General features: G+C 37.2%; 15 protein-coding genes. 9 read left to right on the forward strand and 6 right to left on the reverse strand.

Going from position 1 to position 14,539, the window contains the following annotated elements; translation table 11 throughout:
• Positions 1-181: 181 nt before the first annotated feature.
• From ACE01R_RS14240 to catC, 4 genes are all read left to right on the forward strand, one after another.
• Entirely contained in the window at positions 182-1,438 is a 1,257-nt protein-coding gene (locus ACE01R_RS14240) for a DcaP family trimeric outer membrane transporter (protein ID WP_395551959.1), read from the forward strand.
• Positions 1,439-1,586: 148 nt separating this feature from the next.
• Positions 1,587-2,900: an MFS transporter gene (locus tag ACE01R_RS14245; protein ID WP_395551960.1), complete on the forward strand. Its 1,314-nt coding sequence runs from the start codon at positions 1,587-1,589 to the stop codon at positions 2,898-2,900.
• A gap of 2 nt (positions 2,901-2,902) precedes the next feature.
• A complete protein-coding gene (locus tag ACE01R_RS14250) occupies positions 2,903-4,108 on the forward strand; it encodes an acetyl-CoA C-acyltransferase (protein ID WP_395551961.1) in 1,206 nt (401 codons plus the stop codon).
• Positions 4,109-4,122: 14 nt separating this feature from the next.
• Entirely contained in the window at positions 4,123-4,404 is a 282-nt protein-coding gene (gene catC, locus ACE01R_RS14255) for a muconolactone Delta-isomerase (protein WP_057049622.1), read from the forward strand.
• A gap of 40 nt (positions 4,405-4,444) precedes the next feature.
• Here catC and ACE01R_RS14260 read toward each other — a convergent pair whose 3' ends face one another.
• Entirely contained in the window at positions 4,445-5,329 is an 885-nt protein-coding gene (locus ACE01R_RS14260) for a LysR family transcriptional regulator (protein WP_395551965.1), read from the reverse strand.
• Between the two features lie 113 nt (positions 5,330-5,442).
• On the opposite strand from ACE01R_RS14260, the gene pcaD reads away from it, so the two are divergent.
• The 3 genes from pcaD to ACE01R_RS14275 all read left to right on the forward strand — a co-directional run bounded on the left by pcaD (position 5,443) and on the right by ACE01R_RS14275 (position 7,588).
• Positions 5,443-6,192, forward strand: a complete 750-nt coding sequence (gene pcaD / locus ACE01R_RS14265; RefSeq protein ID WP_395551966.1) for a 3-oxoadipate enol-lactonase — start codon at positions 5,443-5,445, stop codon at positions 6,190-6,192.
• Positions 6,193-6,254: 62 nt separating this feature from the next.
• Positions 6,255-6,938 carry a 3-oxoacid CoA-transferase subunit A gene (locus ACE01R_RS14270; protein WP_171547289.1) on the forward strand — a complete coding sequence of 228 codons (684 nt, stop codon included), beginning with the start codon at positions 6,255-6,257 and terminating at the stop codon, positions 6,936-6,938.
• Positions 6,935-7,588 carry a 3-oxoacid CoA-transferase subunit B gene (locus tag ACE01R_RS14275; protein ID WP_395551975.1) on the forward strand — a complete coding sequence of 218 codons (654 nt, stop codon included), beginning with the start codon at positions 6,935-6,937 and terminating at the stop codon, positions 7,586-7,588. Before ACE01R_RS14270 ends, ACE01R_RS14275 begins: the two co-directional genes overlap by 4 nt.
• 255 nt (positions 7,589-7,843) lie before the next feature.
• Here ACE01R_RS14275 and ACE01R_RS14280 read toward each other — a convergent pair whose 3' ends face one another.
• The 4 genes from ACE01R_RS14280 to ACE01R_RS14295 are packed head-to-tail and all read right to left on the reverse strand — an operon-like array spanning position 7,844 to position 11,947.
• Entirely contained in the window at positions 7,844-9,034 is a 1,191-nt protein-coding gene (locus tag ACE01R_RS14280) for a CaiB/BaiF CoA transferase family protein (RefSeq protein ID WP_395551984.1), read from the reverse strand.
• A 42-nt stretch (positions 9,035-9,076) separates the two neighbouring features.
• Complete coding sequence (locus ACE01R_RS14285) at positions 9,077-9,913, reverse strand: hypothetical protein (RefSeq protein ID WP_395551986.1); 837 nt, start codon at positions 9,911-9,913, stop codon at positions 9,077-9,079.
• Positions 9,914-9,949: 36 nt separating this feature from the next.
• Positions 9,950-10,771, reverse strand: coding sequence for an HpcH/HpaI aldolase/citrate lyase family protein (locus ACE01R_RS14290; RefSeq protein ID WP_395551988.1), 822 nt, complete (start codon positions 10,769-10,771; stop codon positions 9,950-9,952).
• A gap of 15 nt (positions 10,772-10,786) precedes the next feature.
• Positions 10,787-11,947, reverse strand: a complete 1,161-nt coding sequence (locus ACE01R_RS14295; RefSeq protein ID WP_171547270.1) for an acyl-CoA dehydrogenase family protein — start codon at positions 11,945-11,947, stop codon at positions 10,787-10,789.
• Positions 11,948-12,053: 106 nt separating this feature from the next.
• On the opposite strand from ACE01R_RS14295, the gene ACE01R_RS14300 reads away from it, so the two are divergent.
• Positions 12,054-12,989, forward strand: coding sequence for a LysR family transcriptional regulator (locus ACE01R_RS14300; protein WP_395552005.1), 936 nt, complete (start codon positions 12,054-12,056; stop codon positions 12,987-12,989).
• 50 nt (positions 12,990-13,039) lie between these two features.
• On the opposite strand, the gene ACE01R_RS14305 is transcribed toward ACE01R_RS14300, so the two are convergent.
• A complete protein-coding gene (locus ACE01R_RS14305) occupies positions 13,040-13,723 on the reverse strand; it encodes a cupin domain-containing protein (protein WP_395552010.1) in 684 nt (227 codons plus the stop codon).
• A 574-nt stretch (positions 13,724-14,297) separates the two neighbouring features.
• On the opposite strand from ACE01R_RS14305, the gene ACE01R_RS14310 reads away from it, so the two are divergent.
• A partial coding sequence (locus tag ACE01R_RS14310; protein WP_395552012.1) for a helix-turn-helix domain-containing protein occupies positions 14,298-14,539 on the forward strand: 242 nt, incomplete at its 3' end.

Below are 14,539 nucleotides of genomic sequence, written 5' to 3' on the forward strand. Positions count from 1 at the left end.
TCAAGTATTCATCATAATTTTGAATAAATTGACTAAATTATACTCGTCTATAAAAAAACAAATACTAAATCAATATTTAGATGATATCTAAACAATATTAGACACTAGGCCTGTATTTGTCTGATCTTATGTTTGTCTATGCAAAGCATAGAAATGGATAGAAAATATTAAGGAATATGTGATGAAGAAAAAACTCGTTATTTGTATGTTGGGAATTATGGTATCACCAGCATATGCTAATCAGGTCGACTCAAAGATTCTAGAATTAGAAAATCAAATTTTATTATTAAAACAGCAAATGGAGGAAGATCGTAAAGTTCGCCAGTATCTAGTTAGTCAACAGCAGGAAATTAAACAAGATCAACTTAAAAATAATAACTCTAAGTCACAATTTTCAGAACATGATTTGAAATTTTACGGACAATTACGTTTAGATGGAGCAATTGATTTTGAGTCATCTAACGGTGGTACATTTGGGAAGTTAAACTCTGTGCCGTTAGAAGGAACAAATGGAAACCGATCAGAATTTAACTTAACCGCCTCAAGACTAGGTGTGGATTTAAAGAAAAATATCAATGGTAAGGATTTAAACGCTAAGATCGAAACCGATTTTTGGGATGGTAGTTCAGGTGATGGCAAGCTAAGAATACGTCATGCTTATATTGATTATAATAATTGGCTATTAGGTCAAACTGTTTCTTTAACAGGGAATTTGGAAACAGCTACAGAAAGTGTTGATTACACGGCATTCCTTGGAACAGCATGGGTTCGCGTACCTCAGGTTAGATATAATTTTACTTTGGATGAACACCATAATTTAAAAACTGCTTTGGAGTATGTGAACAGCCGTTCTTCTGAACTACCAGCATTAACAGCAAAATATACTTATAAAAATGGTGACATTACAGGGCTTGTACAAGGATTTGTTAATGAAAAACGAGCACATTTAGCTGATAAAGATATAGACAAGTTGGGATGGGGAGTGGGTGCCGGTTTGAAGTACCAGATAACTCCATCTAGCTCAATTCAAGGAAATTATTATCACATTGAGGGAGATCAGAAATTTCTTCCTTACACAGCTCAAGGATCAACAGCAAATAATGCTTTAGCAGGTGGAGATTTTTCTGTGAATGCTGCTGAAGATGACTTGGATTTAAATGAGCTTGATAGTTATGTAATTGGCTTTTCACATAAGTTTAATCCTTTATGGCGGATGAACTTAGCAGCTTCGTTGTTTCAGTACGCTGATGATACGGCATACGCTAAAAACAATCCTTTAATGAATAAAACCCTCACGGATTATGCTGCAAATATATATTTCACACCAATTAAGAGTTTAGATCTAGGTGTTGAGTATCACTATGGCAATCGAGAAGTCTTTAATGGAAGTGATGTTGATGTGTCACGTCTGAATTTGGCTGCAATTTATAAATTCTAAGTTGATATCAAAATGATATGGATTAGATATTGAATCAGTATTAGACAGAAAGTCCACTTTTAACTGATTCTAATAAATGAGAAGTATCAAAAAAATTAATTTGCGCATTCCATAGGATTTGGATTGACCAAAATTAAGGAGTAGTGAAATGCAAAAAACAATTGATGCAAAAGCTCGTAAAAAAGCAATTACAGCAGCAGGGATTGGTAACTTTGTCGAATGGTTTGACTTTGTGTTGTATGCACAATTTGCCGCTATTATCGCAATACACTTTTTCCCTTCAGATAATCCAACAACAGGCTTGTTGGCGACATTTGCTGTATTCGCGCTTGGTTTTTTAGCTAGACCAATTGGTGGCGTAATATTTGGTCATTATGGAGATAAGCACGGACGTAAAAAAGCTTTATCTGCTGCAGTATTACTTATGAGTATTGCAACCTTAGCTATCGGTTTAACACCTACATATGAGTCTATTGGATTGATGGCTCCAATTTTATTGGTAGTTTGGCGAGTTTGTCAGGGGCTATCAGCTGGTGGTGAATATGCAGGCTCAAGTTCTTTTGTAATTGAGTTTGCTCCAAAGGGTAAAAAAGCACTTTACGGTAGTATTAATCCTATTGCAACGGCGTTAGGTATTATTGGTGGAGCATTAGTTGGTCTAATTATGACTCAACTGTTAGATCCAGAAGTAATTAACTCTTGGGGATGGCGAGTTCCATTTATGATCGCTGGTCCATTAGGAATTGTCGGTTTATATTTACGTAATAAAGTAGAAGAAACTCCAGAATTTCAGGCGATTCAAACTCAGGTTAAAGAAGAAAAGCATGCTCCTTTAGTTGAGGCATTCAAAGCTTCAAAAATGAATATGTTGACCCTATTTGGTTGGGCATCTTTGAATGGTCTAGGCTTCTATATGCTCACAGGCTATATGATTACCTTTATGACTAATGCTGCTCAAATGGCGAGACCACAGGCATTATCAGTATATATTATCGCTTTAATCTTGTTCTCATTTGCGTGTTATTTTGCGGGTAAATTAATTGATCGTATAGGTATTCCAAAAGTAGCGATTGTATCAGCAATTGTAATGTCTATCTTAATTGTACCTGCTTTCCAATTACTTAGTACGGGTGACTTAACAACATCGATTATTGGTCTAAGTATTTTTGGTATCGTGATGGGCTTTATCTGTACGATTACTCCATTATTGATGGTTGAATTATTTCCTGCTCATATTCGATATAGCGCAAGTGCACTGTCATATAACTTAGCATATGGTCTACTTGGTGGTACGGCACCTTATATCGCAACTTATTTAATTGCAGAGACTGGTAATAACCTGGCACCAGCCTACTACGTTGTTATCGTTACGGTTGTTGGTTTGCTAATTACCATTAATGGCTTCCGATTCAATAAAAAGACTCAGCCTCTAAATGCAACTATTGATTTAGCGAAGTCTTAATTATGAAAAATACCAAAGTATATATTTGTGATGCAATTCGTACTCCAATTGGGAAGATGGGTGGTGTTTTTAAAAGCTTAAGCCCATTAGATTTAGCAGTTCCATTAATCCAACATATAGTTTCAAAGAATACTGAAATTGCTAAACATCTAGATGAGCTGATTGTGGGACAGGGTTATGGCACAGCAGAAGCAGCTAATATTGGAAAGGCTTTAGCTTTAGATGCTGGATTACCAGATAGTGTTTGTGGGTACAGTGTAGATCGACGATGTGCTTCTGGTTTACAAGCAATTATTGATGCAATGATGATGATTCAAACTGGTAAAGCTAATTTAGTGATTGCTGGAGGAGCTGAATCTTTAAGCCAAGCCCCCTTTTATAGTACGACATTAAGATGGGGAGGATTTGGTGATATCAATCTCAAAGACTCTCTAAAGTATGGACGTATTTATGCAAATGGGCAGAAAAACCCCATTCAGGGAGGGATGCTTGAGACGGCTGAAAATTTGAGAAAACAATTCAATATTAGTCGGACAGCCCAAGATGAGCTAGCTTATGAAAGTCACATGAAAGCATGCAAAGCAATAAATGCAGGTAAGTTTAAAAATGAAATTTTACCTTTAAACGTTAAGGGTAAATTAATTGACACAGATGAACATCCAAGATCGGATACAACAGTGGATCAATTAAGTAAATTGAAGCCAATATTGTATAAGGATGATCCAAGCTCAACAGTTACTGCTGGTAATTCATCAGGACAAAATGATGCAGCAGCATTTTGTTTGATTGCAAGTGAGAAAATGGTTCAACAATTGCAGCTTAAACCTTTAGTGGAAATTGTGGATTGGTCAATTGCTGGTGTGCCTAGTGCTGCTATGGGGATAGGTCCTGTACCTGCAATACAAAAAGTTCTAAGTAGCACCGGGCTTACTTTAAATGATATGGATCGAATCGAAATTAATGAGGCTTTTGCTGCTCAACTTTTAGCATGCACACATGCTTTAAACTTTAGTGAAGCCGATTACAACAAATTGAATGTAAATGGTTCAGGTATTTCATTAGGGCATCCAATAGGAGCTACTGGTGCTCGTATTATGACTACCTTGATTAACGAACTTCAATCATCACGCGGTACGTATGGTCTGATTTCAATGTGTATTGGAGGCGGACAAGGCATGGCTGCAATTATCAAAAGTATTAACCATTAAGGAAGAGGTATAGCATGTTATACATGGTTCAAATGACAGTAAAAAAACCACATGATATTGATCCGGATGTTTGGGCTGATATTATTGCGAAAGAACGTGAATATGGACAAAAGTTTATGAAAAATGGACAGTTTCCTCATATTTGGCGTGTAGTTGGAAAATTTTCAAACGTAAGTATCTTTGATGTTGAGTCTAATGATGCATTACATCAAATATTGTCCGGCTTTCCGCTATTTCCATATATGGAAATGCAAGTGACTGCTTTAGCAGAACATCCTTCTGCTCTAAAAAAATAAAGTAATCTAAAAAACCCACTCAATTGAGTGGGTTTTTTATTTATAATAAATTCTTCGGTAGAGTACTTAGTGCATTTTTGAGAAGCTTTGATGGATTTCCTTCACGCCATACTACTGCTAATTCAACACATAAGTCAGCGTCGTCTAGAGGAAGATAAGTTATGTCTGAAGACTGAATACTTTCCAGCCCTTCTAATGTCAGCGTAATTCCAAATCCAGCAGCAACTAAAATTAATATTGCATAAGTGTCATCTGTTTCTTTGTAAATGTTCGGATTAAATCCAGCATTAACGCATGCTTTAATTGAAACTTCACGAATGACAGAACCTTTGTATGCATGATTCGTAATAAATTTTTCATCCCTTAATTCATGCATTGAAACAGATTTTTTGTGTGCCAGCTTATGATGTTTAGGTAATGCTACGATTAGATTGTGTTTGCTAATGGCGGTATGTGAAATACCTAGAGTAGAAATTGGTAATAAAACAATACCAGCATCAATATCCCCGTTAGCGACACTTTCTAAAACTAAATTTGAGTTTGATTTACGATGAATCTGGAAGTTTATGTTTGGATAAAGTTTTTCAGTTTGGCTAAATAACTTGGGGAGTACAGTACTTGGTAACGCACCTGAAAAACCAATATTAACAGTCCCTAAACTTCCTTGATTCGATTTACTCACTGCAGCAACAGCATTTTCTAATGCTAGTTTCACTTTTTTTGCTTCAATGACGAGTGTTTCACCTTCAGGAGTAAGCTTTAGTCCTTTAGGGATCCTTTCAAAGAGCTGGCAACCAAGTTCCTCTTCCAATTGTTGAATTTGTTTCGATAGCGGTGGTTGTGCGATAAATAAACGCTTCGCTGCCCGACCAATGTTTAGTTCTTCTGCAACAACTAAAAAAGATCGCAAAAGTCTAAATTCCATTTGAGACCTACTCTGACTATGACGATGATATAAAAATAGTATTTGAATATATATCATAAAAAACCAAAATCATAAGTGGTGATATATACCAAATTGACTATTGTGAGGAACACATGATTTATTATAAAACTTTTGGAAAACAAGGAAATAAGGCATTGGTATTAGGAAGCTCATTAGGTACTTCATCTAATATGTGGAACAATATCGTAGATGATTTAGCAAAGAATTTTTTTGTTGTAGCTTTTGATACCCGAGGTCATGGTCAATCCCAAAATTTAGGTTTAGAGCCATCATCAGTTGAACAATTTGCTGAGGATGTAATAGAAGTCGTTGATCATTTAAATATTGATAAATTTACGTATGCTGGCCTTTCTTTAGGTGGTGCGATTGGTCAAATGTTGGCTATAAAATATCCAGAACGTATTGAGCGTTTAATTTTGTGTTGTACAGCACCTAAATTTGGCGAACCTGCTTTCTGGCATGATCGTGCAAATAAAGTATTAGAGGGCGGTTTGGATTCTATTTTAGAAGCAACAAAAAGCCGTTGGTATAATCCAGGGACAGCAGAAACGAATGCTTTTGCCCAAAGCCTACTTGATGAGCTGATAACTTTTAATCCTGTTGGGTATGCGAATACTTGCAAAGCTGTAGCAGATTTTGATGTTCGTGCAAAGCTTGGTGAAATTAAGTGTCCTACTTTAGCAATTGCTGGGACAGAAGATTTATCAACACCTGTTAGTGTCATGCAAGAACTTGCGAATGCGATTCCTAATGCAGAGTTAATTGCTGTAAAGGGTGCTGCACATATTGGTAATGTTGAACAGCCAGAAGAATTTAAAAATGCAATTTTAAATTTTGCATAATTAATGATTTTTAGAAGGGATAGAACATTATGTGGCTATTCCTTCTTTTTATGGAAAGATCAATGATTTCGAAAATAATAAGTAGCGCATATGAGGCGGTATCTGTAATTAAGGATGGTTCAACAATTGCAATTGGTGGATTCGGAGGGGCAGGTCAGCCTGAAGATTTAATCAATGCACTTATTGAGCATGGTGCTAAGGACTTAACATTAGTTAGTAATAATGCTGGAAATCATGAGGAAGGAATTGCCGCTTTATTAAAAGCTGGGCAAGTACGCAAAATTATTTGCTCTTTTCCTCGTATGAGCCACTCTTATGTGTTTGACGAGCTATATCAGGCAGGAAAATTGGAGTTGGAGCTAGTTCCTCAAGGTAATCTAGCTGAAAGATTGCGTGCATCAGGTGTCGGATTGGGAGCAATTTATACACCTACAGGTTATGGCACTCTATTGGCAGAAGGGAAGGAAACCAAGTGTATCGATGGGCGACATTATGTACTGGAATATCCAATACATGTTGATGTGGCTCTGATTAAAGCGGAATTGGGCGATCGATGGGGAAATTTAACTTATCGTAAAGCAGCGCGTAATTTTGGTCCAGTAATGGCTATGGCAGCAAAACATACAATTGCTTCTGTGTCTAAAGTTGTGGAGTTAGGAGAGTTAAATCCAGAACATATAATCACACCAGGTATTTTTGTGAAATCTTTGATCTGTCGTAATCAACTTTTGGAGGGAGTAGCATGAGCATTGAAATTAGAAATCAAATAGCTGCGCGTGTAGCACGTGATATTCCAGAAGGGGCTTATGTTAATTTAGGAATAGGTTTACCAACACTTGTAGCTAATCACTTTGATGCAGATAAAGAAGTTTTTCTACATACGGAAAATGGGATTTTAGGGCGTTGGGTTGCGGCAGAACAGGGACATGAAGATTGGGATCTTATAAATGCAGGTAAAGAGCCAATAGCATTATTGCCTGGGGCTTCATTTTTTCATCACGCTGACTCCTTTGGCATGATGAGAGGTGGGCATCTAGATATTTGCGTACTTGGCGCTTATCAGGTTTCAGCTAAAGGAGATTTAGCTAATTGGCACACAGGTTCTCCTAATGCTGTACCTGCTGTTGGTGGTGCAATGGATTTAGCTGTTGGAGCCAAAAAGGTTTATATCATAATGGAGCTTTTAAATAAAAAGGGAGAATCTAAACTCCTGGAGCAATGTAGTTACCCTGTAACAGGTCTAGAGTGTGTAAGTCGAGTTTATACAGATTATGCAACTTTTGAGATTGAGCCTGATGGGGTAAAAGTAATAGAAATTGTTAAAGATATTTCTATTACTGAGTTACAAAAACTTATCCCTATTCTTATTCAGCCTAAATTAAAAACGGCAGTATAGTTTTTTAAGGGTGCTATCGAAATAGCATCCTTATTAAGAATAAAATTACAAACAAAAATTTACCTAATATGTTTTTATAAATTTATTATTTTATCTATTTTTAAAATCACCCCCCTAGAGGAGTGATAACCTAAAGAATTAAAGTGAAGAGTTTGGGTAGTAAAACATCACCATTGTTGAATGTACCCTTGTGATGTATGGTATTTCCTAGAAATTGCTGCGCATAAATTTCAACACTTTCAAAAGGAAAAAATATTAAATAATTGATTGTGTGATGAATCCTTCAATCTCATCAGTTGTATAGCCTAATTCTTGGAGAATTTGAGCAGAGTTTTGCCCTAAATCTGGTACGGCTTTAATCACAAAATCTACTTCATCTTTTAAGCCCACAGGTTTAAGTGTGGGCACTTTACCAATTGGTGTATCGACTTCGGTCCAGCGTTGCCGTGCCTGAAGTTGTGGATGATGCCAAACATCTTGCATTTCATTGACACTGGCATTGGCAATATTGGCTTTTTCCAAACGTTCGATGACTTGTAACTGCGTTAGTTGGTCAAAAATTTGCAAAATAATTTGTCTTAAGCTGTCACGGTGTTTAGAACGTTGCGTGTTGTTAATAAACTCAGCACGTTGTGCCAATTCAGGCTGTTCTAAAACAATCTGACAAAATGCCTGCCACTCACGTTCATTTTGAATACCAAGCATCACTTTTTTGTGATCACCTGTTGGAAAGGGGCCATAAGGGTAAATTGTGGCATGCGCAGAACCTGTACGAGGCGGGGCAGAATCACCACGCAAAGTATAATATAGGGGATAACCCATCCACTCGGTCATGCTTTCAAGCATGGATACGTCAATACGTTTGCCTTTACCTGTTTTTTCACGTTCCAGTAACGCTGCTAGAATATTGGTATAGGCATACATACCTGCTGCAATATCAGCAATTGAACACCCTGCTTTGACATAGTCATCGGGCGTACCTGTGATGGAGAGAAACCCTGATTCGCTTTGAATCAATAAGTCATAAGCTTTCTTGTCACGATAAGGACCTGGATTGTCCAAGTCATCGCCATAGCCTGAAATATCACACACAATAATTTTAGGATTAATTTCACTTAATGCCGCATAAGAAAGTCCTAAGCGTGATGCTGCACCCGGTGCAAGATTTTGTACTAATACATCGGCACTTTGAATGAGCTGTTTTAAAATATCCTGTGCAGGTTCTGCTTTCACATCTAAAGTTAAGCTTTCTTTAGAGCGATTAGTCCAAACAAAATGTGAAGACATACCATCGACACGTTCATCGTATTTACGGGCAAAATCTCCAACATTGGGGCGTTCAATTTTAATGACACGTGCACCTAGGTCAGCTAGTTGGCGAGTACAAAATGGTGCTGCAATTGCGTGTTCCAAAGTAATAACGGTAATCCCTTCTAAAGGTCGCATGTTGTTTCTCCTTTATTTGAACCTTACTTTGGTTTGGATTGCTTATTTAAAAGTGACTTTAGCCTGCATTGTAAGTTGGCCATCAGTTTTTTCAATCCAGAGTTCACCATCTTGCGTGTGTACATCGCCACAAATGAAAAATTCATTAAAATCAAATAGAGGATTCAGTGCACGGAATTCAAAACTTGCGACTTCTTGCTCAGGATGTTCTTGGGTAAAGGTGTGCAGTAATAAAGTTGCAAGTAAAGGACCATGGACTACTAAGCCTGGATAACCTTCTTGCTGGGTGGCATAAGGACGATCATAGTGAATTTTATGACAATTAAAGGTGAGCGCCGAATAACGGAATAAAGTCACGGTATCTATCGGGAACTGTTTTTTATAGCTATAAGGTTTGGCAGTAACTGGTTTTGCAGAGTCTGGTTTTTTGGCTGCTATTTGGTTACTGGCTTCACGGTAAACGATATCTTGTTCTTCAATAATGGCGAGTTCATCTTCTGCGAAAATAGAGTGTTTTACCGTGACAAAATACATATCGCCACTTTTACCGTGTTTGAGTTCAATTTTTGCAATTTCAGATTCACGACGAATATTTTGATTGACCGCAATTGGCTTTAAAAATTGCAGACGACCACCTGCCAACATTCTTTTCGGGAAGGGGATAGGAGGTAAAAATCCACCTTTTTTGGGGTGTCCATCTTCAGCTAAATCTCCCGCATTGATGATAGGCAGGAAATAAAACCAATGAAATAAATATGGTAATTCTGCTAGATTTTTTTGTTCTTGATTAAGTAAAGCCTGCATCATCGCAACAGGGCGAGCATAGCTAAAATCGTTAGAAATTTCTTTTTTTCCAATCCACGCATCAAAATTTCTCATTTGGATATCCTTATCTGAATGGTTCATCTTCAACACTTAAGCGCTAAAAGTGGCTTGTTGTAAAATTTGTTTAGCTTTGAGAATGACGGGCAGATCAATCATCTTGCCATTTAAGCTCACAGCTTGACCTTGCGCTGCATCAACAGTTTGTAAAACGCGGGTTGCCCATTCAATTTCTGTAGCCGTTGGGCTAAATACCTGATTTACTAATTCCACTTGATTCGGGTGGATACAGAGCTTGCCTGCAAAGCCCAAATTTTTAGCTTGTTCAGTTTCAAGTTGAATTAAAGCAGTATCTTTAAAATCTACGGTGACACCATCTATAGGTGCTTCAATATTCGCCAAGCGGGAAGCTAAAACAATTTCATTCCGGAAATATAGCAGTTCGTGATATGAACCTTGCATATTCATTTCTAATTGAAAATCAATCGAACCAAACATTAATGCACGTGTTGCTACCGCAGTCGCAATTTCACGTATATTGGCAAAGCCCAAAGGTGTTTCAATTAAGGGATAAATTGCAATATTTCGCAGTTGGATAATAGCCTCCAAATCTGCCGCAGATTCTGTTTTGGGTAAGACAATCGCGCTGACATTATCAAACTTGGCAAGTTGAATATCTTCTGCAAACCATGCTGTTTGTTTGGCATTGACGCGAATCAAAACTTGATATTCAGGATGCTCAACCAACCACTGTTTCAGCATCTTACGTGCTGAAACTTTCAGTTCTGCCGGTACAGCATCTTCTAAATCTATAATGACTGCATCTGCTCCAGTGTTGAGCGCTTTTTCAAAACGCTCAACACGGTTTGCAGGAACAAATAAATAAGAACGATTCGGCTTTGTTGGTTGAGTCATTTTTATTGCCTCTTATTAGAATGAACGAGGTAAATCAAGCAAATGTTCAGCTACGTAACTTAAAATTAGGTTGGTTGAAATCGGTGCAACTTGATATAAACGTGTTTCACGGAATTTACGCTCAATGTCATATTCATTGGCAAAACCAAAACCACCATGGAACTGTAAGCAGTGGTTGGCTGCCTCCCAACTTGCTTTAGCTGCTAAATATTTCGCCATATTTGCCTCAGCACCACAAGCTTGACCTTGATCAAATAATTCACATGCTCGGAAACGCATTAAATTGGCTGCTTCAACTTCAATAAAAGCTTCTGCCAATGGGAATTGCACCCCTTGGTTTTGCCCAATTGGACGACCAAACACTACACGGTCTTTAACGTATTGGGTGGCTTTATCCATAAACCAGTAACCATCACCAATACATTCAGCTGCAATTAAGGTCCGTTCTGCATTTAAACCATCTAAAATATATTTAAAACCTTTACCTTCTTCACCGATCAGGTTTTCTTCAGGAATTTCTAAATTTTCAAAAAATAATTCGTTCGTTTCGTGGTTCACCATATTTGGAATTGGTTGAACAACCATGCCAGATTTCATAGCTTCTTTAATATCTACCATGAAAATTGACATACCTTCAGATTTTTTAGTGACTTCTGCCAATGGAGTTGTACGGGCAAGTAAAATCATCCAGTCGCTGTGTTGGACTCTTGAGATCCAAACTTTTTGACCATTCACCACATAACGATCACCTTTTTTTACGGCAGTAGTACGTATTTTAGTGGTATCAGTTCCCGTAGTTGGTTCAGTTACACCCATGGATTGTAAGCGCCATTCACCTGTTGCTATTTTAGGTAAATACAATTCTTTCTGCGCTTTTGAACCATTCCGCAATAGAGTGCTCATGTTGTACATTTGGCCGTGACATGCACCTGAATTTCCACCGCTACGGTTAATCTCTTCCATAATAATGGAAGCTTCAGTCAGACCCAAACCAGAACCACCATACTCTTCTGGAATCATCGCAGCAAGCCATCCGGCCCTTGTTAAAGCATCGACGAATTCCTCCGGATATGCTTTCTCTTCGTCAATTTTACGATGGTACTCGGCAGGGAACTCTGCACAAAGTGAACGGACTGCTTCACGAATTTCTTGGTAGTTAGTAAAGGTACTTTTCATTTGAATATCCTTATTTCGATCTTTTCTTGTTTTTGATCATATATTGCTATGGATTGAGAATAAAAATAGTATATTTTGATGGAATGGATGCTAGAAAACTATTGAAATGGACATTAAGCAATTACGAACTTTTATTACGATATTAGAAGTTGAAAATCTCACTAAAGCTGCGGCTATGTTGAATATTGTACAGCCAGCGGTATCACGCCAAATCCAAATGTTGGAAGAAGAATTAGGGGTGAAACTATTTCATCGATCTCGTCATGGCATGGCTTTAACTGATGATGGTAAGGTTCTTGAACCCTATGCTAGAAGAATTTTGGAGGATATTGAGAGTGCGAAACTAGAGTTAACTGCAAGTAAAGGTATTATTCGAGGAAAAGTCCATATTGGTGTGTTATCAAGTATTAGCGAATTACTTTCTACTTTAATCATGAGCTTGATTAAAGAAAAATATCCTGAAGTACAAGTTAAAATCTCAGTTGGATATTCTGGACATTTAAAAGAGTGGCTCGAGGCAGGGGATATCGACTTAGCCTTGATGTATGATTCTACCCCTTCAAAATTAATTGATTTGACTCCATTAGTGAAAGAGCCATTATTTTTAATAGGATCAGCTCAATCCTCACTACAACAAAATAAGTTTTTTGAACTTGAAAATATGGAAAATTTTCCATTAATTTTGCCTTGTCATCCTCATCGTTTGAGATCTTTAATAGAACAAGCTTATAAACAACATGGATCTGATTTAAATGTGTATGCGGAAACGAATGATTTAAATATACAAAAACAACTTGTCATTCAGGGGTTTGGTTATACTATATTGCCTCTAGTTTCTGTGGTTAATGAGTTCAGGGCAGGATTATTAAAAGTTATCCCAATTATAGATCCAGCATTTACTCGAGTGATTACTTTAGCCGTACATTCAACTAGAAATATTCCCAAGCATGTCCGGATCATCTCACGTGAAATTTTAAATTGTGTAGAACAATCAATTGATGAGAAGAAGTGGCCGACTGCTGAGTGGATATATCAAAGTTGATAGAATATTCAGAATGAAATTTCTGAATAGCTACCAATTTTGAATATATATTATTGTTTATTTCCCCATACATTTATTGCATGTTGCAGATGGCCAGTTTTGACATAAATAGTTGCACCAGATGCTGCTGCATAAAATTTTAAATTACTTTTTAGTGGCAAGCGCATCCATGTACCTGTAGGATAGATATTTGAAGCAGAGCGTAATTCACCTGCAATAATTAATACTTCTATACCTCGTTCTAGAGTCTCAGAAAAATTCTGATTGGCTTCTAACTTTTCTAAAAAAGTCTTTTCAAATTTTGATTCAAACAAAGGACAAGTGTGTCGACCTTGGCTCAACACCCAGTTTTTTGGATCATATGTATTGATGCGTGTCGGTTCTAATTCATCCTCTGTCATTTGCATTAGTTTGACGAAAATTTTACAACCACTTTCACTAGAGACATGATGTGCTGACTGATGCGGATTACGCATATACCATCCCGCAGGATAATGATGTTCTGCATCTTCAGTGAAAACGCCTGATAACACCAATACCTCTTCACCAAGTGGGTGCTTATGCTCAGGAAATTGAGAGTTTGGAGCAAATTCAACGAGACTGGTTGCACGTGCTTTTTCTTCACCTATTCGGTCAAGCATCATACGATTGACTTCACCACCAGGGGATTTGATCCATTGATTATCATGGGGTGTGATGATAATTGGTTTTGAGAAGTCAGCATGGATACGCATACAGAGAATTTCTTATTGCAATAGTAATAAGGTTAACATATTCGCACGTTTAAAATTTTTAACGACTATAATGAAAACTTATATGTATAGGAGACTGGAATATTATTTGCTCATTCAAGATGCAAAAACTTGCAGAATTTTCTCAATTTTTAATTGGATTATTGTGGTTGGTTTTTAACCTTTAAAATTATTAGAGGTAAAGATTAAGTGAGTTTAGTGGTATATGCTTGCCACATTTTTTTCAATATCTATTAAAGACTATCAAACGAGAATAGATGGTTAACTGAAAATACAAAGGCTTATGTAGAATAGATTTTGATAGAGCTGAACTCTAGGGGGTTCAACTCCCGCCACCATAAAATCAAAAATACATAAAGTTTCATTACCTGAATAAAAGTCAGAACAACGTTAGTGGAGGACAACAATCATATTATAATAAAAAATATTTTATTTAACATAATCTATATTATACGAAGTGATTTTGTTAGAAACCATTTAAAGTGTCTGTATTCTCACCAATAAAAATGTCTGGTCTATGATGCGCATCAACATCATGGGCTGGATATGAATCGAGATGCTGATCACTATGTCTGACAAGGAAATACAACGTCTTGCTGTTCTGCAAGACGTTCGAGATCAACGTATTACACAAGTCCGTGCTGCAGAAATTCTGAATCTTTCAACCCGTCAAATCACACGGTTATTGCAGAAGCTAAGGCAAGATGGTGTTTCAGGCCTGACACATGCCAGTCGTGGTCAACCTGGGCATCGTCGTCATGATGAAGCCGTAAAGTCAGAATGCCTTTCCATTATTTC

The sequence above is a fragment of the Acinetobacter sp. BSP-28 genome (assembly GCF_044130285.1).
GTDB lineage: Bacteria > Pseudomonadota > Gammaproteobacteria > Pseudomonadales > Moraxellaceae > Acinetobacter.